Here is a 21,377-nt window from a genome sequence, read left to right on the forward strand (position 1 = left end):
ACCTTCATTTCAACTTTTTTCCGGTTTTACAGGTTGAGGTTCAAATTTATTTTCGTCTTTTGGTCTAGTTAAAGCAGGTCTTTTCGCTGTTAAAGGTACAGGCATTCTGATGATGCTATCTCGGATTTCTTTCATTCTAGGTGGATAGAATGGAGACATATAAGGAGCACCCAAACTTGTCTGACGTATAAGATGGATAAGAATAAAACAGAACGCCAACATGATTCCATAAAAACCCCAGAATCCTGCTAGTATAATAATTGGGAAGCGAATAAGTCGAATAACGTTCCCCATCATATAACTAGGTGACGTGAAAGAAGCCAGAGCACTTAAAGCAATAATGATCAGCAATATATTACTTGTAATACCTGCTTGTACGGCTGCAGTACCAATTACAATACCGCCAACGATACCAATTGTTTGGCCGATTTTCGTTGGCAATCTTGCTCCTGCTTCTCTTAGCAACTCAATAATAAATTCAAGCAGCAATGCCTCAAATATCGGTGGGAAAGGTACTAACGCCCTTGATTCACTTAAAGGTACTAAAAAGGCTTGTGGTATGACTTCATAATGAAAGGTTACAGCTGCTACATAAAATGGTGTTAAATAGACGGATATAAAGAACGCTGCTAGACGTAATAACCTAAGAAAAGTGGCAATTTGCCATCTTAAGTTTTGATCTTCCTGACTTTGGAAAAACTCTGTAAACGCTTGAGGGCAAACTATAGCCATGGAGCTGCCATCCACAAGAACACCCACTTTGCCATCTAAAAGAGCATCACATAATCTATCAGGCCTTTCAGTCATAAGCATTTGAGGGAAGACTGACAAAGAGTTATCATCAATCATTTCAGCCAAAACTGCGCTATCTAGTAATTGATCAACATCAAGATCTGATAATCGTTGACGCAATGTATTAACCATTTGATCGGAGGCAATACCACTCATATATAAAATGGAAACTGACGTATTCGTCCGCCTGCCAATTTTGAGCTTTTCATTACAAAGTTCTGGACTCACTATGTAGCGACGAATTAAGGAAATATTCGTTGAAAGACTCTCGTTAAAACCAACTTGTGTACCAATAACTTGTGATTCATTTTCAGGCGCTGATAATGCTCTAGATTCTCTTGTTGCAATATCGACTAAAAGAACTTTAGTGTAGCCATCTACATGAATCACAACAGATCCATTTACCATTGATTCTACTGTTTCCCTCAGTAGACTGGACTCATTGACTTCTGGTACAGAAAGGGAAATTTCAATATCTTCGGGTGTTTCTTTTGGATTATTTTGTAAATTAGCGATAATATCATGATTTAATGTTTGATCATCGACTAAATTATCAATATAAATAACAGTAAGGTTTGGTGGAAGAGATTTAATGATTAAATCGGCTGGATGATTCGTTGCATTTTTAATCGATTGAATAAAATGATCTGTGGCATGTGCAACTCTCACAAGATTTTCTTTAGGCGCCTCTTGAATTGGTTGTTGTTGTTTTTGTTGTTTGTTGAAAGGTAGTTTAAATTTCATAGTAAATGGTAGGCTCCCTTCATTGCTAACTTCGTTTATAGAATAGGCTTTAAAGGGGTATTCTATACTTATTTCATTTATTTTCATCATGTAGACATATCTAACAAATAACGGTAATATAATAGTAATCTTAAAAACAGAAGGGAGATTAGCTTTTTTATGCTAAAACTAATTATCGCAAATTAAATTCAATGAATTTAATAAAGGGGTTATTCTATAATTTTTTTAAAAATTATAGGGTCTATTTAGTAATGCCCTTTTGCGATAAAAGAGAAGCATAATGATGTCTAATCCACAGTTATATTTTATATAACAAAGGACTCTATGAGCTTGTTCTCATAGGGTCTTTTTCTGTTTTTAGGAGGTGATGATTCCCACAAAAATTAGCGATTGAAACATAAAATAGGAGGGAATAGACGTGGAAAAATATGAATTAGTTAGTGATTATCGTCACAATGAAAAATTAAAGGCAAGTTTTAATGATTTAGCAATGAAAACATTTGGTTTGGATTTTCGAGCTTGGTATAACAAAGGCTATTGGAATGACCAATATATTCCTTACTCATTTGTACAAGCAGGAAAAGTGATTGCTAATGCTTCTATTTATAAGATGTCGATTCGCGTAAATGGTGAGCGATTAAAGGGAATTCAGATTGGTACAGTGATGACGGATGAACATTATCGTCATCAAGGCTTGGCAAAGCAGTTGATGCTGCATCTCATGAAAGAGTACGAAGGTGCCTGTGATTTCATGTATCTCTTTGCCAATGAAACAGTACTAGATTTTTATCCGAAGTTTGGCTTTACGCGAATCCATGAAAGTGAATACAGCTTAGATCTTACCACAAGACCTATTCAACCAAAGCAGACCAGCTTCCAACAGCTGACAATTGAGCAGGATCTAGCACTTCTTGAAGAGTATGCAAAAAATCGTTATATCCATTCTAGTATGATTGCTGTTGAGGAAAATGAAAGTTTATTAATGTTTTATTTTACGTTAGTTTTCCCTCATGCTATTTACTATTTAGAAGAATTTGACACAATAGTATTAATGGAGGAGGAAGAAGGGGTATTAAATATTTATGATATCATCTCTTTACAGGCAACCAATGCAGAGACTGTATTAGCAAGCATTATTAAGAATACAACAAAAAAAGTAGTATTCTATTTTACACCTGACTTTACAATCGAAGGCTTGATAGCCACCATCACCACAAATGATGACGATGCCTTATTTATTCTCTCGCAAAAGCCCTTCTGTCAAGGGCACTTTATGTTTCCTTTAACATCCCATTGCTAGGTTGGGTTTCCGAAGGCTGTCTCGGAGCGTTGTGAATTAAAGAATGAGCGCGCTTTTGGATAAAATATGTGCGACTTCAGTCACCTTGTCCTTTACCAAAACAGACTTTTTTAATTGACACTATAAATATTGGGCAATTCTCTATAGAATGGTATATATAAAGTAATTTTACTAGGAGGAAATAATGTATACAGTTGGAGTCATTGGCCCTAATTCATCTGTAGAGCGCATCATTCAATTAGGCAAAGAATACGAAATGACTATGAATTTCGTAGCATTTCCCTATCATGATTTTCATGAAACCGTAAATATCGTAAAGGATAATCATCACGCTGTTGATGCATGGTTTTTTTCTGGCCAAATTTCATATATGGTTGCGAAAAATACGTTACAATCAGGTGAAAACTTAGTTTATATTCAACATACTGAATCCGGCATTTATAAATGTCTATTGCATATGGGCTTTTATCAGGGAGAATTTCTGAACAAGGTAAGCATTGATGAAATCACGACTTCACACTTGGAGCAAGCCGTCAAACAGCTAGATTTTGCGCCTAAAGAAATCTATGTGAAAACCTTTGATGTAAATACCAGTACAAAAGAATTAATGGATTTTCATATCGACTTATGGAATCAACAAAAAACAGCAGGTGCTTTGACTTGCTTTGAAGCTGTTTATCGCGGGCTGAAAGAGGCAGGTGTCCCTGCTTATCACATTTCCACTACAGATATGGAAATTCGCCAAACATTACGAATACTGGAAGAAAAACTTAGAGCCTTCTATTTTAAGGATACACAGATTGGTGTGCAAATTATCGAAATCGAACATTTTGATAAAATCTCTGAAAAAGCGAAGAGCTCCTATCACTTACAGTATTTGGAATTAAAATTAAAGGAAACGTTATTGCGATTTTGTGAGCAACTAGATGGCTCCTTGTTAGAAAAAGGAAATGGTCGCTATATCATTTTTAGTTCGAGAGGAGCCATTGAACGTAAAATCAAGGATTTACAGGATACCATCTATCAGCTATCACATGAATCCCATACAACAGTCACTGTCGGAATTGGCTATGGGGTAACCGTTCATTCTGCGGAAATCAATGCACAGCGAGCCATCCAGCTCTCCAAGGAGAAATCGGAGCAACCAATCGTGATTGTCCAAGAAAATGGAACGATTACTGAATCGGCTGGTGAAGAAGATGAAGTGAGCTTTTCATACCGTATTAATGATGACATTTTATTAGAGAAATTAAAAAAAGCAAAAATTAGTTTAAAAAATTACAGTAAATTATACACGCTTATTAAAAAAATGAATTGGCAGGAATTCACCATTAAAGATTTAGCAGCACATCTCTATTGGGATGAAAGTAATGCTAGACGCATTTTAGCCAGTTTATGTGAGGTTGATCTCGTCGAATACACAGGGAAAGACGCACAAATATCCAGAGGACGACCAAGTAAAATTTATCGTTTGAAATAACCATCTAAGTGAGATGGTTATTTTTTTTTGTAAAAAAGTGTTGAAAAATTCAAACGATTAAAATAAAATCATTTTAAGGTAAACACCTTTTAATAACCTTTAATTAATGGTACATGAAAAATGTGTGCAATGTTTCATCATCTAGAAAGGAGCACAATCTATATTAGTCACTTACACTACATTGCACTGCAGAGTAAAATATGTAAATTTTTTCTGTCAAAACGTCATTTTATTGAAGCGTCCAAATTAAAAGGGTCATACCAATATTCTCTTTTCAGAGAGGGGAACATTCATGAGTCAAGAACAATATTTGAAAAAGAAAATGGGGTTTTGGTCACTTACAACATTATCTCTAGGGGGAATAATAGGATCTAGTTGGCTCTTTGGACCATGGGTAGCTGCTAAATTAGCAGGCCCGGCAGCCATACTTTCTTGGATTATTGGTGCGTTTGTTATCACACTCATAGCGCTTGTTTATGCTGAATTAGGAAGAGTAAAACCTGAAACAGGAGGCCTAGCAAGATATCCGCTTTATTCTCACGGAAAAATGCTTGCTACCGTTACTAGTTATTCAATCTGGTTTGGCTATTGTGCTACAGCTCCCGTAGAATCATCAGGTGTTATTCAATATGCCAATCAGTTTTGGCCAGGGTTATATGATGTAGGAAAAGAACAACTGACAACATCAGGTATTCTTGCAGCGATGGTTTTAATGATATTCTTTGTTGTTTTCAATTATTTTGGGGTGAAATTATTCGCAGTCACGAACAATATCATTACAACAATTAAGTTTATAGTCCCTGTACTAACAATCATTGCATTTTTTATGACAGGCTTTCATCCAGAGAATTTTTCAAGCCAAGGATTTGCACCAAATGGCTATAGCGCTGGTTTAAGTGCCATTTTAACAACCGGAATATTTTTTGCTTATACTGGGTTTGGCAACGTCATCATGATGAGTGGGGAAGTCGTCAACCCTAGAAGAAATATTCCACTTGCCCTCATTACATCATTAGGTGTTGCGGCAGTATTATATGTGTTACTTCAAATTACATTTATCGGCGCAGTTCCAACAGAAATGTTAGCGAATGGTTGGAGTGGCATTAAATTTGATTCACCATTTGCTAATTTAGCAATGATGGCTAATATGGTTTGGCTATCTTGGATTATTACAGCTGATGCGATGGTTTCGCCAACAGGTTCAGCTCTTACTTATACAGCTGGTACGTCAAGACATGTATTTGGTATGGCGAAAAGTGGATTCCTACCATCTTATTTTGGAACAATTAATAAAAAATTCGGTGTTCCAACACGTGCACTTGCACTCAATTTCCTAGTAGGATTATTATTTTTATTCCCACTGAAAAGCTGGACAGCTATCGTTGCGATTGTAGGAGCTATCGGTATTTTTAAATATGCTTCAGCATGTGTAACGGTTATGGTTTTCCGTAGAGTAGGTCTGACAAAAAATAATGGGCTACCTGGTATGCAATTCATTGCACCAATGGCATTCGTTTTTGCCACACTGCTTATTTATTGGACAAATTGGAGTAAGGTACAGCTAGCCATTACTGGATTAATAATAGGTATTGTTTGTTATTTAGTAATTTTCTTTATTCAAAAACACCAATCAGTTGAATTTTTTGGTGGTATCTACATTATTATTTATATTTTAATGCTTGTATTGATGTCTTTCTTAGGGAATTTCGGTGGGAAAGGTATCATTCCTGACCCTTATATGTCCGTAATTGTCGCTATATTTGGCTTAGCCTTTTACTATTTTGCTGTTTACAATGGTGTCTGGTATATGCGTAAAAGAGGAAATATTGAGGAATTACAGGAAAGCATTTCTGAAATATCATAACGTTTAATAGATTGATTGAAGGAGAATGAATGATGAAGCTTTGGGGCGGTCGCTTTAGAAAAGAAGAAAACAAATTAATGGAAGATTTCAATAGTTCATTAAAGGTGGATCAAAGACTTTACAAAGAAGATATTAAAGGCAGTATTGCCCATGTCCATATGCTAGTACAATGCAATTTATTGACTGAGAGGGAAGGACAAGATATTGAGAATGCACTTCTTTCCATTTTAGAGGATATTGATAATGGCACATTACAAATTGAAGGAAATTATGAAGATATTCATAGTTTCGTAGAGTCGAATTTGACTCAACGGATCGGTGACACAGGGAAAAAACTTCATACAGCGAGAAGTCGTAATGACCAAGTAGCAACAGATATTAGACTTTATGCAAAAAACAAGGCGTTTGAGGTGATTGCCTCAATTGAAGCGTTACAACAGAGCTTAGAACAAAAAGCAAAAGACAATAACGTTATGATGCCAGGATACACACATCTTCAACGTGCGCAGGTTGTAACGTTTCAACATCATTTGATGGCTTATTATCATATGTTAAACCGCGATAAAAAAAGAATTGTGAAAGCGATAGAAATTATGAACGAAAGCCCGCTTGGATGTGGAGCATTAGCAGGAACTACTCATGCGATTAACCGTGAGATGACAGCTATTGAGCTAGGCTTCTCTAAGCCTGTAGATAATTTCTTAGATGGAGTAAGTGATCGCGACTATTTATTAGAGTTAATGTCAGATTTTTCAATCATTATGATGCATTTAAGTAGATTAAGTGAAGAGCTCATTTTGTGGAGTAGTCAAGAGTTTAGATTTATTACGATTGATGATGCCTATTCTACTGGCAGCAGTATTATGCCACAGAAGAAAAACCCTGATGCCGCTGAGCTGATACGAGGCAAAACAGGACGAGTATATGGTTCACTGACTTCACTCTTAACAACAATGAAGGGCTTACCACTTGCTTACAATAAAGATATGCAAGAAGATAAGGAGCCATTTTTCGATGCATTGGACACCGTATTATCTTGTCTACAAATTATGTCAAAAATGATTGCTACGATGAAGGTGAACAGTGAAAACATGAAAAAAGCAGTCAAAGGAGGTTTTCTGAATGCAACAGAGGTCGCTGATTATTTAGTGAGCAAAGGCGTTGCGTTCAGAGATGCACACAGCATCGTGGGTTCCATCGTTATTTATTGTGAAGATCATGACAAAGCCATTGAAGATTTAACAATGGATGAATTGAAAGAATTAAGTTCGTTCATCGATGACGATATCTATGACTATATTGACTATCAAAATATTTTAAATAAGGGGATTAAAGTAGGTTTATTATTATAATGAAGCAGGGAAAACGACTTTGTTGAAATGCATGACGGGCTTCTAGGGTGGAAAAAAGGTAAGGCATTCATTGAGGATGTGCCACTTAAGCAATGGAAACGAATCGGTTATGTCCCACAAGCTCATAAAAGGTAGCAGAAATTGAAGACAAACACATTGTTCAATTATAAAAATGTGTTTGTCTTTTTATCTATTTTTCTATTTTTAAATTAAAATTCAAAAAATCTACAGTCTGAGGTTGAGAAATTAACTGTTCACACCATATCTTCTACATTTAAATATTTTGTTTCACAGTAATAGCCTTTGCCGCCAACATAAACTTTTTCTATTTCATTCTTGCTATTGGTTGCTAATTTCACTAATATTTCGGAAGGAGAGTGTAAAGAATAACCTTGTTCAAATACATAGACTTCTTTTTGCAAGTGGTGCTGTTCATAAAGGTAGCAAGCTAATGCACCGTTAGAAGTTCCAGTTGCTGCTTCTTCATTAATATCGTATAGTGGAGCAAAATTTCTACATATTATTCGATTGTCATTATACGTATACAGATGCGTCCCGACAACATGATAATACTCGCTGATTTCTTTTATTTTTTCAAAATTAGGTTGCAGTGCATGTAATTGTGTTTCGCTTGTTATCGGAATTAAAATATCTTTTAAGCCCGTGGAAACAATTTGAATTGGGTATTTATTATCTATATCTTTAATGTCAAAACAGTCGATAAACTCGTTTGGAGATATAACATCATAGAATATCGGTTTGTTTTGTTCCATGAAAATGATGTCATCTTTTATCGTAATAGTAAGAACACCGCTGTTTGTTTCAATCGTATAGCGATCTTTGAAAAGTTTATTTAAATGCATCAGTATCGTGAAAGCGCCAATTGTGGCATGTCCACATAAATCTACTTCTTCCTTAGGTGTAAAATACTCAAATTTATAATCAGCCATTTCAGATGCTGATATAAATGCGGTTTCCGCATAGCCCAATTCTTTGGCTATTGCCATTTTTTGAGTAGTGGTCAATGTATTCTCATTAAATACCACTCCTGCTTTATTCCCACCTTGATGATCCTTGCTAAATGCACTTGCAACATAAACAGATATTTTCATAAAACATCTTCCTTCCTCATTTATAGTGAATTGTAGCATAAAAAGAACTACGCAAAAATGTTGTTGGGTAAATTTGCTAAAAAGCAAGAGACAAACTATTTTAGCATCTGACATCTTCAAAAATAGAATGTCTACTGTTTGAAACACGGTTTAAAGACGCCTTACTTCATCTACTAGGAAGAACGCGAATAGTAGCTGATTCCGTCTTTGTTTTAACCTTTAACGTCAGACCCATGATAATGATGATGATAAATAATAAAGTGAAAAGGGCAACGTCAAATGTATTCGTCATATCTTTGATGACACCAACAAGCATAGGAATGATACCACTAATGATATAGCCACCGAATTGAATCATCGCTGTCCATTCACTTGCCTCTTTTGGTGTAGTCGTAGCATCTAAAGGTAAAATCATTGCTAACGGGAATAAACCACCAGCACCGATCCCTGTCAACGTCGCACAGAAAATTGGCGAGATGCCGCCCATAATTAACATCAAAATGCCAATAAAGGAGCTTGAAGCGCAAAGTAGCATCCAAGGCTTTCTCTTGAAACTATTATTTATTAAGATGGGGATGATAAAGCTACAAATCATTTGCATGACAGAAAAAATAGTGACCGTTGTTGCGGCGTAGGCGTCACTATATCCCATATCCTGTACTTTTGGAGCGAGCCATGTCGCGAGGGAATAATAAACGCCAGATTGTAAACCGAACATGACCATAAGGAGCCAAACATATCGGTTTCCCCAAGGTAGTCGACTTTTTTGACCTGTAGATTTCTCTGATGACTCTTGAGAATGCTTGGATTTTTTGATAATTGGAATCCAAACAATAATACCCATAAAAGCAAATACCGACCATATTGCTAAAGCTGCGTTCCATGATTGATGAAAAGCATGCATAGCAGGCACAACTAACCCAGCACTTAATGACGCTCCAATTCCCATACCCGCAGAATATACACCGATCATCGTAGAAGAATATTTAGGAAATTCCTTTTTGATATAGCCTGAAATCAGTGGACCTGTAATAGCAATACCTATCCCACTAAGAATAGCTGTTACTAATAAAAATAAAGGAAAAGTTGCCACTAACCGTAAAGCTGTTGATACACCAATTAATAAAACGGATAGCCCAATCGTCCATTCGATACCCCATCGTTCACTTAGCTTGCCAGCCAATGGTGCAAAAATCCCCATACAAAATACGGGAAGTGCTGTTAATAAACTTACAACAACACTTGTCATCTGCAAATCCATTTGAATATTTTTCAATACCGGCGAGATAGATGTGATCGAAGCTCGTAAATTCATAGATAGTATAAACAAAGAAAAAACGCTCCAAATAATCGGAAAGTTTTTTGATTTCGCCATTACTGAAAACACCTCTTTTAGTTATTATTTGATATACTATAGTTAACTTTTAAATTTAAAAATAAACTATAATTAATCGACTTGTATACTATAATATACTATTTATACAAAGTCAATGGGTGGGGTGCGCAGAATGCAGGAGGAAAATATCGACTTATCTGGACAAGTTGGAGGAAATTTACGGGAAATTCGAAAAAGCAAAAGGATGAGTTTAGAGGAGCTGGCGAATGTCAGCAATGTTAGTAAATTGACGTTAGGGAAAATTGAACGAGGGGAAACGAATCCGACTGTCAATATTCTTTGGAAAATTTGTAGAGGGCTTAATATTCCGCTTGTCGCTTTACTATCTTTTGAAGAAAATATAGAGGTTCATCGTTTTGGCTCAGACTACCAATTCGCAGGTCATAATAACGACTGGTTTGTCGATCCATTATTCAAAACAAATGGGACTGAGTGGTTTAGAGGTCGTCTTGAACCGAATAGTGAATACAGCGAGTGTCACCTAGCAGGTTCCGAGGAAATTGTGCTTGTATTAAATGGGCAATTGGAGCTAAAGGTCGGAGAGAAAACCCATCAGCTAAACCAATGGGATGTCATTAAATTCAAGGGTGAAGAACTTCACACGTATATCAATCACTCGGATGAAAAAGTACATTTAATGCTGTCATTAACATATACAACCCCATGATTGTTCAACAATAATCAAGCAGAAGATGATCCTATTTTGGGGAGCAAAAAAATAATTCTGATTATCGATTTCATCATTGTTTATTATTTTCATGAATATCAATAAAAGCTTGTAAAGGATGTGCTACACGCCAATCATTTAAACGAGGAAATCGATAAAATTGGCGTTATAAAAATAAACATTGATAAAGGCAATCCTATATTTATCCCATTCAATCAATCTCAACTATGATTACTTGATATCATAATGAATGAAAGTGTGGACTCTTACTTTGATGGTGAAAATTTCAAAGAATTGTTGTTTATCCTCATTGTCTTTTGACTATATATCATGCGTTTCCATACAAAAATCGTCCTTACTAAGTTAAGTAAGGACGATTTTTTTCTATTTAGATATAACCCCAAATCATACATAATAATGTTCCGAAAATGGTCACGAGCGCAATAATTAAGCCATAATAAATATTGGTATAGATGGCTGGTTTATCATTTGTTTCACCAGCATGCATAAAGACAACTAACTGCAAGCCTGCCTGAATAAATGCTGTGACTAATAAAATAGTCATGGTAATCGGAAAAGATAGATTGAAAAAATATACACATGCCGCAATGATCGTAAGGATTATGGACACACCAAACCCCATGACTTGTTTCATCGGGAATAAATCACTCATGTTACACCATTCCTTTCAAGTAAATGAAGCTGAAAATAAAAATCCAGACCACATCTAAAAAGTGCCAGTATAAAGAGAAGATAAACGATTTATTGGCTGTTTCTGGTGTTAAACCACGTTGGATGAGCTGATAGACGATGAACATTCCCCAAAATACCCCAAAGGTAACGTGTGCACCATGTGTTCCTAATGTTGTTAAAAGGGCAGCCGTAAAGGCACTCGTCTGTAAGCTCGCACCAACATGAATATAGTGCATAAACTCGTAAACTTCAAAACCAATAAATACGACACCGAGTACTAATGTCAAAACATAAAACCATATCATTGCTTTCGTATAGCCCTTACGCATAGCATGTATACCTAAGCCAATGGTAAAGCTACTTGTTAAAAGAATAAACGTTTCAAATAAAACAGGTGTAATTTCAAAAATCTCCGCTCCTGTTGGACCATTCCCAGTACGGTCTACTAAAACAAAATAACCTGCGAATAATGTGCCGAAAAGCATAATTTCAGCACCAATAAACACCCAGAAGCCTAATATATTCAATTGATTTTGCTGAGTACTATATTCTAAAGGAAGTGATTGATCGATTTTCATAATTGACTACCTCGCAATTTCGATTCCGTTGCTTTCACTTTTTCGACAGGTACATAGTGTCCTGGATCTTTTTCCAATGAACGGTGAGCCATGCAGATAAAAATACCAATGGTTGTGAGAATTGTTGGTATCCACATACCAAAAACAAAGGAGAAGCCCCATGCAAAGAAAATACAGCCTAATAAGAAAGGTACACCGCTATTATTCGGCATATGAATCTTTTCATATGGCTCTGGGAACAGTTCATGCTGATGATATTTTGCATCCCATAACGCTTCTGTTGAAATCACGTGTGGAACCTTGGCAAAGTTATAATAAGGCACAGGGCTTGGTGTAGCCCACTCTAATGTGCGAGCGTCCCATGGATCCGACCCAACATTCCTTGGTGAATAACGAATACTGTAAATAACATTGTAAACAATTAAGATAAAACCAATTGTTAAGCCAATTGCACCGATAAACGAAATCATATTCCACAGCCCAAAACCAGTAGAGGCAGAATAAGTGTACATACGGCGTGCTTGTCCATCTAAGCCAGAGACAAACATTGGCATAAAGGCTAGCAGCGTACTGACGGCAATAATCCAAGCCGTCCACTTGCCGATTTTTTCATTCAACATAAAGCCAAACATTTTTGGCCAATAGTAATGTAAGCCAGCTAGCATAGCAAAGACAACACCAGGAATAATCACCATATGGAAGTGGGCAACCAAGAACATTGTGTTATGGTATTGATAGTCAGCGGCTGACATGCCAAGCATTACACCCGTTACGCCACCTATTGTAAAGGTAGGAATAAATAACATGGAGTAAAGCATTGGCGTTGTAAAAACAATTTTTCCTTTCCAAAGGGTGAATAACCAGTTAAAAATTTTAACCCCAGTTGGGACGGCAATAGCCATCGTTGTAATCGAGAAAATACTATTTGTTAAAGCACCTTGTCCCATCGTAAAGAAATGATGTGTCCATACTAAAAACGAAAGGAAGGAAATGATTACCATGGAGCCGACCATTGATTTATAGCCATAGAGATTGCGTCCTGAAAAAGTAGAAATAATCTCACTGTAGATCCCAAACGCAGGTAAAATCAGGATATAAACCTCAGGATGCCCCCAGACCCAGAAAAAGTTTGCCCACAGCATATCCATACCACCATCGGATGTTGTGAAAAAATTAGTAGCAAATAGTCGGTCAAAAGTTCCCATCGTTAAAGCTACCGTTAAAACTGGAAAAGCAAAAACGATAATCACGTTTGCTACTAATGAAGACCACGTAAACATCGGCATTTTCATAAGTGTCATGCCTGGTGCTCTCATTTTAAGTATCGTCACAATCATATTAATACCAGTAATTAATGTGCCAAGACCTGAAATCTGTAAGGCGAATAAATAATAGTTTGTTCCTACAGATTGACTAAATTCATTATTTGCTAGAGGGAAATAATTCGTCCAGCCAGCATCAGGGGAGCCACCTATAACAAAGGATATATTTAGTAGCATGGCCCCCATGAAAAATAACCAAAAGCTTAGTGCATTCAATCGCGGGAAAGCAACGTCTCTTGCACCGATTTGTAAGGGCACAATATAATTCATAAAGGCCATAATAAAAGGCATGGCCATAAAAATAATCATGACTGTTCCATGTGTTGTGAAGATTTCATTATAATGCTGCGCATCAAGTAATGTATTGTCAGGTACAGCCATTTGGGCGCGCATCATAATCGCATCTGCTCCACCACGAAAAAGCATCAGAAGGGCAGAAATTAAATACATAATACCAATACGTTTATGATCAACGGTTGTTAACCATTCACGCCAAAGGTAGCCCCATTTTTTAAAGTAGGTTAAGCCAACTATAATTGCTATCACCGTCAGTCCAATCGCAACCATCGATGCATAGATAGCTGGGCTTGGATGGGGTATTGCAAATCGTTCGAAGTACTCCATATGACTATGTCTCCTTTTAATTAATGATCGTTTTGTTGAGAAGCATGATCTTTAATGTGTGATGTGCCATGCTGATGTCCACCATTCTCACCCTCAGGGGCTGGCAGGAATGTTAAATGTGTACCAGTGTAGGTTGATTGGCCAACGTGTCCTGGTTCTAGCAACGTATTAAATTTTTCTTCTGTTAATGGTTCAGCTGTTGCTTTTACTTCCTTCACCCAATCATCAAACTCATCCTGAGTCACTGCTGTTACGTTAAACGTATTTTCAGCGAACCCTTTACCATTAAAGTTTGCATTTCTCCCCATATACTCCCCAGGTAGATCCGCAGCCAGATGCAATGTATTCACCATATCGGCCATTGCATATTTTTGACCACCCAGTTGAGGAATCCAGAAACTTGTAATTGGTCCGTAAGAATAAAGTTTAAATTCGATAGGACGCTCTGCAGGAATATACAAATAATTCACCGTTTCAATATCTTCCTCTGGATAGCTAAAATGCCATTTCCAGTTCGATGTTGAAGCATAAATGATTAACGGCTCTTCCTGTTTGTATTTCTCTGGTGTAGATTCCACCTTATAGTTACTTTCAACAGAAATAAAGGATAGGTACGCTACAATTAAAACGGGTATACCTACACAAATGATTTCCACCTTTGTACTCCCTTTAATGTGGGGAGGCTTATAGTCAGGGCTTTGCTTAGATGCACGAAATTTCACTAACATATAAGCTAACAACACAAAAACAATGAGTACGATAAAGGACATAATCCCTATCGAAAGCATAATATCTTTGGCTTGCACTTGAGCTTGAGGTCCTTTTGGATCTAATACTAACAATGGGTCACAGCCTGTTAGCATAGTGACAATAGTGGAAAGACCAATTAATCTGAGCCAACTTTTTTTCATAAACAAACCCCTTTAACTGTTTCATTGAAGTGCTATAGGCTACTACGGGTTTGTATGGAATTCGATTCACAATTGATTTTTATAATAGGGGGACTTCTTTTGAAAGACAAGGCGTTTTCCAAGATAACACAGAATGTTCTCAAACAAGAAAAATAATTTCAGTATAATTTTATAGAGGGAAATGCGCATCAAATAAGGGCTTTTATCAATTAAAATGGATTGAAATTGAAAGTGGATGGTGAAAGTAATAAGGAAATGGATGGTTAGTTTCAAATATTGTTATAGTATGATTGTCTTTTTAGCTTATTTACTAGAGCTAAGAAAGGATAAGGCATAACTGAGGTGAGTAAACATGGATTGGAAACCTGATCGAACAGTAAAAAAAGCGATTTATAAGCAGCTCGCAGAATACATTGAAAAGGGGATTGCAGATGGGACATTCCCGCCCGATAAGCCCTTACCATCTGAGCGCTATTTAGCAAACGCTTTGAGTGTAAACAGAAGTACGGTAGTTAATGCATACGATGAATTGGAAGCAATGGGGCTGATTGAACGAAATCGTGGAAGTGGCACAACCATTAGCAAAGACATCTGGGGCATTACGAGGAAACGAATTCCTAGCTGGAATCGCTATATTGAGGCAGGTTCCTTTTTACCGAACCTTCCTGTTACCCAAAAAATTAGAAAAGAGGCTATTGAACATAAATTAATTAATCTAGCTACTGGCGAATTATCAGAGGATCTTTTTCCCAAAAGCGCCTTGAGAGAAATTACCGCAACGCGTTCATTTATCGGTAGCCTTGGGTATGACCATCCTTTAGGGAGTGACATATTACGGACAACACTTTCACGGCATATTAAAAAAAGCAGAGGAATTGAGACAAAGCCTTCCTCCATACTGATTACTTCAGGAGCACAGCAAGCCCTACATTTGATTGTCCAATGCCTGTTAAAGCCTGGAGATGCAGTCGCCATAGAAGATCCTTCTTACAACTTTAATCTGCCTATATTTAAAACAGCAGGCTTACAAATCCATTATCTTCCTGTCAATAAGGATGGCATTAACCCGGATGATTTGCAAGTATTATATAAAAAACATCGAATTAAAATGATTTTTCTAAATCCTGATTTTCATAATCCTACGGGATCTTCCTTAGATTTAAAGAAAAGAGAAGCTATTCTAGACATATCCTCTAAACTAGGTATACCAGTAGTAGAAGATGACCCCTATAGCCTAACAGCTTTTTCGGGGGATAAAATGCCTACGCTTAAATCGCTCGATAAGAACGGGAATGTTTTATATATTAGCTCTTTGTCCAAAATTGTAGCCTCAGGCTTACGAATAGGATGGATTGTTGGTCCTACATCTGTAATCGAACGACTATCCGATGCCAAGCAACAAATTGACTTTGGGCATTCTAGTTTCACGCAATGGATTGCCAATGATTTTTTAGAATCCCCTAATTTTAATTTGCATATTAAGCATTTAGTGAAGGAATTAGAAACACGACGAGATACCATTGTACAGAGCCTCGATATGTATTTAAAGGACGAAGTGACGTTTTCCATTCCTCAAGGTGGGATACATTTATGGTGTCATGTTCTCAAGGAATATAACGAAACGCAATTACTTGAGGAATCCATTAAGCGAGGCGTCATTTATGTTCCTGGATCTACGATGGGCTCCCAAAAGGGTTTTGTACGCTTCACTTATGCGAGGGAGGATGTTCATTCAATCAATGAGGGGATTAAAAGGTTTGCACAAGCTCTAAATAGCTTCTAGTAATTTTGTAAATTATAGCCAAGTGGATGGCTGAGAAAGTGCTTAAGTGGATGGTTTAAATTCGCTAGAAAGTATTTAAGATAGAGTCATGGATAACAACTATCCATCAAGGCTAACTACTATCATGGCAGTGTGGATGGATTCACAATTATTCACACAAGTAATGAAATTTTTTATGATCTGGAAGGTGATAGGACAAACCTGTTAGTAGCAAGAGAAAGATATCAGTGAAGAGGTAGTTCACTTGATTCGCTATAAAAATAGGCAAACACTTTAATCAAGAGATTTAAAAAATTCACAACAAGTATCGTTGGTTTTCTCAGTTTTACCTGTTCAAACAGTCTCAATCGTTAGCTTTAGGCTGCTGATGAGAAAACATCAAGGCAGTCACACCTTATTATATTTTAATTCCCACAAAGGTATAGTGGGGAAATAGGCACCCCTTCTATACGGACACTTAAATCTTAGTTAAAAAAACACCATCCAGCCACTTAGTCTCGATATTCAATCGATGCTAGGTGGCTGCTTTTTTTCATTAAAAGTAGTTGAGTAGTGCAAGAAGACAATTTGGTGGAGCTATCATTAGTGTTTTGCATAATCGCCGCTACACTTACAAGAAGTCGCCACTACATTATGAATTAACACTAGGGAAGGATTATTTAAAAAATAACGCCAACAAAAAAAGTCGCATTCCTGTAGTTCAGGGATCGACTTTTTGGGAAAAAATTTATGAGAAATACATTGAAATATGTATAGTCTTATGATAAATTTATAGAGATAGACACTGTATAATTATTATACCGCAAATTATCCCTATTTTAATTATACAATACAATCTATTGTGTCGTCAACAATTTTAATTTTAATTTTTTTGAGGGGTGGTTGTGATGAAATCAGCAGGGGCAAAACAGCAGATTGGGGGAACAAACACACGAAGAAGCTCCATTGTTTGAGACAATCAAATGGCTTCCTAAACATGTGAATGAAATTGAAAAAGATAAAGAAAGTAGGACTGATACTATATGTCAGAGAAAACCATTTCAGTTGAGACAAAAGCGCCTTATGGCATGATTGCCATTTTATTTATCGGGGCCTTTGTTGCTATTTTAAATGAGACCTTACTCAACATTGCACTACCAGCCATTATGGACGAATTCGATGTGAAAGCCACTGCAGTACAATGGCTTTCAACAGGCTATATGCTAATTAACGGTATTTTAATTCCTGCCAGCGCATTCTTCATTCAACGATTTACAGATAAAAAATTATTTATTACAGCGATGGCTCTGTTTACATTAGGTACATTTCTAGCTAGTATTGCACCTGCATTTGGTGTGTTATTAGCAGCACGTATGATCCAAGCTGCAGGCTCAGCAATCATGATGCCTTTATTAATGAATGTGATGCTAACTGCATTTCCAGTTGAAAAGCGAGGAGCTGCAATGGGGATGTTCGGTCTTGTCATGATTACAGCTCCAGCGATCGGGCCGACGCTTTCTGGTTGGATAATCGAGCATTATAGCTGGAGAATGTTATTTGATCTTGTGCTACCAATTGCCATTTTAACTTTAATCTTTGCAGCCTTTAAATTAAAGGATGTGACGCCACAACGTGCCATTAAGCTCGATGTGATTTCTCTTATTCTATCAAGCATTGGATTTGGCGGCTTGCTTTATGGCTTTAGTTCCGCAGGTGAAAAAGGATGGGATCATATCCTTGTATATGGAACAATTATTATTGGGACAATTGCTTTAATTACGTTTACCCTTCGTCAGCTACGAATGGATGAGCCCATGCTTGAGTTTCGGATTTTCAAATATCCAATGTTTGCCTTATCCTCAGCCATCTCCATCGTTATTTCGGTGGCGATGTTCTCGGCTATGATTTTAATGCCTATTTACGTACAAACCATTCGTGGTATTTCCCCAATGGATTCAGGTCTACTCATGCTGCCTGGTGCCATAGTGATGGGAATTATGTCTCCGATTACAGGGAAGCTCTTTGATAAATACGGGGCAAGAAGCTTGGCTGTATTTGGCTTGATCATTACCATTGTTACGACATATTACTTCAGTAAAATTAGCATGGATACAGCTTATTCTACATTGGTGCTGCTGTATACATTACGTATGTTTGGGATGTCTATGGTAATGATGCCCGTGATGACAAATGGTTTAAATCAGCTACCAGCACACAATAATCCACACGGTACAGCTATGAACAACACATTACAACAGGTTTCTGGTGCGATTGGTTCTGCGGTGCTGATTACGATTATGAACAATAAAACAACTGCCAAGGCAGAGGAATTGGCTGCAGGTGCGATGAACAATATGAGTGCCAATGCAGCACAGGCTACGACACAGTCTGCCAGCGAAGTAAAACAGCAAATCTTAAACGAAGCCATGCTGCATGGCATCAATTATACGTTCTTCCTTTCCACATTGATTGCGGCCATCGCACTCATACTGGCCTTCTTTATAAAGCGAGTTAAGCCTAACTATGATAATCACACAGGTGGGGAAGTTGCTGGAAAACAGGTAGAGGAATAATAGTAGACGGGTGTTGCTTCAGTTTAGCAACGCCCGTTTTTTCTTAAGAAATTTTATATAGAGGTGGGGAAACCTAGTAAGAATAAAAAAAGGCATTCCATCCATAGATGAAATACCTTTTCTAGTAGTTATTGAGCTAATCGTTGGATAAAGGCTTCTAATTGGACCAATGTGACATTGTCGTTCACTCCGAATGTGCCGTCACCTTTACCTACGGTTACTTTATTCGAAGCAAGGATCCCTACATAATTATTTGCCCAATGTGAGCTTGGAACATCAATAAATTGTTCAGCTGTCCCTTGCTGTGTTAAATGAAATGCTTCCACTAAGACTTTAGATAGTTGTCCACGTGTCATTGGAGAACCAGGATTGAACTTTCCATTATCATCACCCGTAAAAACGCCAATTTTTTTAAGTGCCTCTGCAGCACCTGCATATTTAGACGATGGCTTAATATCTGGGAAACTTGAATTCGTATTACTCGTATCTAAATGTAATTTATTAGCTAATCGAAGAGCTACCTCTCCACGCGATGCATATATGCTAAAGTCAATTTCCGCATCTTTTACTTCTCCATAATCTGAGAAGTTGGCAATACGTTTTGCCCCTACATAACGTGAACCCCAATAGTATGGGTCATTCACTGTATCTACCTTAACCCCAGAACTTGTAGTAGCTGAGATAAAATTATTGTCACCTATGTATATACCAACGTGTGAAACACCGCTTCCAGATGTATTAAAAAATACGAGATCACCCGTTTTTAAATTGTCTTTTGCGATCGAAGTACCTTGTTGGTATTGAGCTTTAGATGTACGCTCTAATGAAATGCCTAGCTTAGAAAAAACTAACTGTGTATATGCTGAGCAATCCACACCTGTCTTAATATCCGTTCCTCCATATTTATAAGGAGCTCCTATATATGCTTTGGCTGTATTTGTTATATCTGCTATTGTTGCCGCTTTCGCATCATGAATACCCATACCTGTAAAAAACATAAACGATGCGAAAATGGGTAGTAACCATTTTTTCTTCAAATCAATCTTACTCCTCTCAAAAAGCTTTCGCCTTTGAACTAAAGTAAGAATAGCATGAAATAGGGCAGAGTTATTTTTCAATAATATTACCAATTACCCCTAATCACCAAAATTGAAACCTTAATTTTAATTGTGTAAAACTTTTGCAATAATAATGGGCAATTTTACTAAAAATATATGAAATTAATGGATTTATAGGGACATAAGGGTTAATTTAAACGTTTTATCCAATCGAAAAATCGTTATTGTAATAGTGGCTTTCCAACATAACGGTTATTTAAACATTATTATTTATGTGTGATACTCACGTTATGACAATAAGGATAGTGGTAGAAAATTCTGCTTTTATGTAGTTCCCGTAACTGCAAAGTCGTATTTTGTTAGATAGAAAAAGTTAGCCTTAATTTATGTTTTTGAGCAATGGATACGTTAAACTATAATAAAATAAGTAGGTTCAACATGAAGAAATACAGCTGAGAGCTAATGAAATAATAAGGAAACATAAATCGAATGAATACTAAAGGAGAAGGAGGCACTCCATTGCAGCAAATTTTTAATGAATTAATAAAACAGGACATCAAGCCATTTCTAATCAAGCTAGGCTTTAAAAAGAAAGGATTGAATTTCTATCGAACAACCGAAAACCTTATCTATCTGATCAATTTCCAAAAATCTTCTGGTAATACAGCCAACACTATGATGTTTTATGTGAACTGTGGGATATATGCAGCAGAGATAGCACAGCTACAATCAAGAGAAATGGTGACAGCACCCAAAGAAGCAGAATGTCACTTCCGAGCAAGGATTAACTCCATTGTCGAAAATGCACCTGATCGATTTTCCATCACAGCCACTACAAATTTGGACGAACTAACAAAAATATTGCTGCTGGGGTTAGAGGAGGTTCATAATTTCTATGAAACGATGACTTCTGCAAGATCCATTGTTGATTATTATATAGCAGGGCCATTTTTGCACTTGGGCGAAGAAAGTTTTCATTTGTTATTACAAGCCAATGATGTAACAACAGCAAAGCTCTATTATAATGCATTGCAGAAGAAGCATGGAACCGAGCAGAGGTGGTCCATTTTTCAAAATAAATACCAAGCCATTTTCAATCAATACGGTGTGGAATTTGGGGAAAATTAGTCATCAAAACCAGAGCTCATT

Annotated in this window: 16 protein-coding genes; 8 read left to right on the plus strand and 8 right to left on the minus strand. The window is 36.9% G+C overall.

The genetic code is table 11. The annotated features are described in order from the left end of the window. Window positions 1-9: 9 nt before the first annotated feature. The gene (locus MKY76_RS11680; protein WP_342556570.1) at window positions 10-1,536 is read right to left on the minus strand and encodes a spore germination protein; all 1,527 of its coding nucleotides are present in this window, start codon (window positions 1,534-1,536) and stop codon (window positions 10-12) included. Between the two features lie 418 nt (window positions 1,537-1,954). Here MKY76_RS11680 and MKY76_RS11685 point away from each other — a divergent pair, with 418 nt between their 5' ends. The 4 genes from MKY76_RS11685 to argH all read left to right on the plus strand — a co-directional run bounded on the left by MKY76_RS11685 (window position 1,955) and on the right by argH (window position 7,532). Next, on the plus strand, window positions 1,955-2,836 hold the full coding sequence (locus MKY76_RS11685) for a GNAT family N-acetyltransferase (protein ID WP_342556571.1): 882 nt from the start codon (window positions 1,955-1,957) through the stop codon (window positions 2,834-2,836). Between the two features lie 184 nt (window positions 2,837-3,020). Further along, the gene (locus MKY76_RS11690) at window positions 3,021-4,316 is read left to right on the plus strand and encodes a hypothetical protein (protein WP_048392800.1); all 1,296 of its coding nucleotides are present in this window, start codon (window positions 3,021-3,023) and stop codon (window positions 4,314-4,316) included. Window positions 4,317-4,608: 292 nt separating this feature from the next. Next, window positions 4,609-6,180: an APC family permease gene (locus tag MKY76_RS11695; protein ID WP_048392799.1), complete on the plus strand. Its 1,572-nt coding sequence runs from the start codon at window positions 4,609-4,611 to the stop codon at window positions 6,178-6,180. A 29-nt stretch (window positions 6,181-6,209) separates the two neighbouring features. Continuing rightward, complete coding sequence (argH, locus tag MKY76_RS11700) at window positions 6,210-7,532, plus strand: argininosuccinate lyase (protein WP_199768317.1); 1,323 nt, start codon at window positions 6,210-6,212, stop codon at window positions 7,530-7,532. Window positions 7,533-7,786: 254 nt separating this feature from the next. Here the strand turns inward: argH and MKY76_RS11705 are convergent, their stop codons facing one another. Together MKY76_RS11705 and MKY76_RS11710 are read right to left on the minus strand one after the other, a co-directional pair. Continuing rightward, entirely contained in the window at window positions 7,787-8,644 is an 858-nt protein-coding gene (locus MKY76_RS11705; protein WP_342556572.1) for a PhzF family phenazine biosynthesis protein, read from the minus strand. A gap of 166 nt (window positions 8,645-8,810) precedes the next feature. Then, window positions 8,811-10,019 carry an MFS transporter gene (locus tag MKY76_RS11710; protein ID WP_342556573.1) on the minus strand — a complete coding sequence of 403 codons (1,209 nt, stop codon included), beginning with the start codon at window positions 10,017-10,019 and terminating at the stop codon, window positions 8,811-8,813. Window positions 10,020-10,152: 133 nt separating this feature from the next. Here MKY76_RS11710 and MKY76_RS11715 point away from each other — a divergent pair, with 133 nt between their 5' ends. Next, on the plus strand, window positions 10,153-10,707 hold the full coding sequence (locus MKY76_RS11715) for an XRE family transcriptional regulator (protein WP_131520223.1): 555 nt from the start codon (window positions 10,153-10,155) through the stop codon (window positions 10,705-10,707). Window positions 10,708-11,095: 388 nt separating this feature from the next. On the opposite strand, the gene qoxD is transcribed toward MKY76_RS11715, so the two are convergent. The 4 genes from qoxD to qoxA are packed head-to-tail and all read right to left on the minus strand — an operon-like array spanning window position 11,096 to window position 14,835. Then, the gene (gene qoxD, locus MKY76_RS11720) at window positions 11,096-11,380 is read right to left on the minus strand and encodes a cytochrome aa3 quinol oxidase subunit IV (protein WP_036079092.1); all 285 of its coding nucleotides are present in this window, start codon (window positions 11,378-11,380) and stop codon (window positions 11,096-11,098) included. Window position 11,381: 1 nt separating this feature from the next. Beyond that, window positions 11,382-11,978, minus strand: coding sequence for a cytochrome aa3 quinol oxidase subunit III (gene qoxC / locus MKY76_RS11725; protein WP_048392792.1), 597 nt, complete (start codon window positions 11,976-11,978; stop codon window positions 11,382-11,384). Further along, the gene (gene qoxB, locus MKY76_RS11730; RefSeq protein WP_257960977.1) at window positions 11,975-13,924 is read right to left on the minus strand and encodes a cytochrome aa3 quinol oxidase subunit I; all 1,950 of its coding nucleotides are present in this window, start codon (window positions 13,922-13,924) and stop codon (window positions 11,975-11,977) included. The genes qoxC and qoxB overlap by 4 nt, the downstream gene beginning before the upstream one ends. A gap of 20 nt (window positions 13,925-13,944) precedes the next feature. After that, window positions 13,945-14,835, minus strand: coding sequence for a cytochrome aa3 quinol oxidase subunit II (qoxA, locus tag MKY76_RS11735; RefSeq protein ID WP_054550145.1), 891 nt, complete (start codon window positions 14,833-14,835; stop codon window positions 13,945-13,947). 352 nt (window positions 14,836-15,187) lie between these two features. On the opposite strand from qoxA, the gene MKY76_RS11740 reads away from it, so the two are divergent. Beyond that, the gene (locus MKY76_RS11740; RefSeq protein ID WP_342556574.1) at window positions 15,188-16,618 is read left to right on the plus strand and encodes a PLP-dependent aminotransferase family protein; all 1,431 of its coding nucleotides are present in this window, start codon (window positions 15,188-15,190) and stop codon (window positions 16,616-16,618) included. A gap of 1,022 nt (window positions 16,619-17,640) precedes the next feature. Then, the gene (locus MKY76_RS11745) at window positions 17,641-19,170 is read left to right on the plus strand and encodes a DHA2 family efflux MFS transporter permease subunit (RefSeq protein ID WP_237900835.1); all 1,530 of its coding nucleotides are present in this window, start codon (window positions 17,641-17,643) and stop codon (window positions 19,168-19,170) included. Window positions 19,171-19,298: 128 nt separating this feature from the next. Here the strand turns inward: MKY76_RS11745 and MKY76_RS11750 are convergent, their stop codons facing one another. Continuing rightward, complete coding sequence (locus tag MKY76_RS11750) at window positions 19,299-20,207, minus strand: C40 family peptidase (RefSeq protein ID WP_342556575.1); 909 nt, start codon at window positions 20,205-20,207, stop codon at window positions 19,299-19,301. A 540-nt stretch (window positions 20,208-20,747) separates the two neighbouring features. On the opposite strand from MKY76_RS11750, the gene MKY76_RS11755 reads away from it, so the two are divergent. Continuing rightward, a complete protein-coding gene (locus tag MKY76_RS11755; RefSeq protein ID WP_342556576.1) occupies window positions 20,748-21,356 on the plus strand; it encodes a DUF4304 domain-containing protein in 609 nt (202 codons plus the stop codon). Window positions 21,357-21,377 lie beyond the last annotated feature (21 nt).

This window comes from Lysinibacillus sp. FSL P4-0201, from assembly GCF_038593425.1.
Taxonomy (GTDB): Bacteria; Bacillota; Bacilli; order Bacillales_A; family Planococcaceae; genus Lysinibacillus; species Lysinibacillus capsici.

Bases quoted from the DNA above. Each gene is read 5' to 3' on its own strand.
- MKY76_RS11680 (WP_342556570.1), bottom strand. From the start codon at position 1,536: ATGAAATTTAAACTACCTTTCAACAAACAACAAAAACAACAACAACCA.
- MKY76_RS11690 (WP_048392800.1), top strand. From the start codon at position 3,021: ATGTATACAGTTGGAGTCATTGGCCCTAATTCATCTGTAGAGCGCATC.
- MKY76_RS11695 (WP_048392799.1), top strand. From the start codon at position 4,609: ATGAGTCAAGAACAATATTTGAAAAAGAAAATGGGGTTTTGGTCACTT.
- argH (WP_199768317.1), top strand. From the start codon at position 6,210: ATGATGAAGCTTTGGGGCGGTCGCTTTAGAAAAGAAGAAAACAAATTA.
- MKY76_RS11705 (WP_342556572.1), bottom strand. From the start codon at position 8,644: ATGAAAATATCTGTTTATGTTGCAAGTGCATTTAGCAAGGATCATCAA.
- MKY76_RS11710 (WP_342556573.1), bottom strand. From the start codon at position 10,019: ATGGCGAAATCAAAAAACTTTCCGATTATTTGGAGCGTTTTTTCTTTG.
- MKY76_RS11715 (WP_131520223.1), top strand. From the start codon at position 10,153: ATGCAGGAGGAAAATATCGACTTATCTGGACAAGTTGGAGGAAATTTA.
- qoxD (WP_036079092.1), bottom strand. From the start codon at position 11,380: ATGAGTGATTTATTCCCGATGAAACAAGTCATGGGGTTTGGTGTGTCC.
- qoxC (WP_048392792.1), bottom strand. From the start codon at position 11,978: ATGAAAATCGATCAATCACTTCCTTTAGAATATAGTACTCAGCAAAAT.
- qoxB (WP_257960977.1), bottom strand. From the start codon at position 13,924: ATGGAGTACTTCGAACGATTTGCAATACCCCATCCAAGCCCAGCTATC.
- qoxA (WP_054550145.1), bottom strand. From the start codon at position 14,835: ATGAAAAAAAGTTGGCTCAGATTAATTGGTCTTTCCACTATTGTCACT.
- MKY76_RS11740 (WP_342556574.1), top strand. From the start codon at position 15,188: ATGGATTGGAAACCTGATCGAACAGTAAAAAAAGCGATTTATAAGCAG.
- MKY76_RS11745 (WP_237900835.1), top strand. From the start codon at position 17,641: ATGTCAGAGAAAACCATTTCAGTTGAGACAAAAGCGCCTTATGGCATG.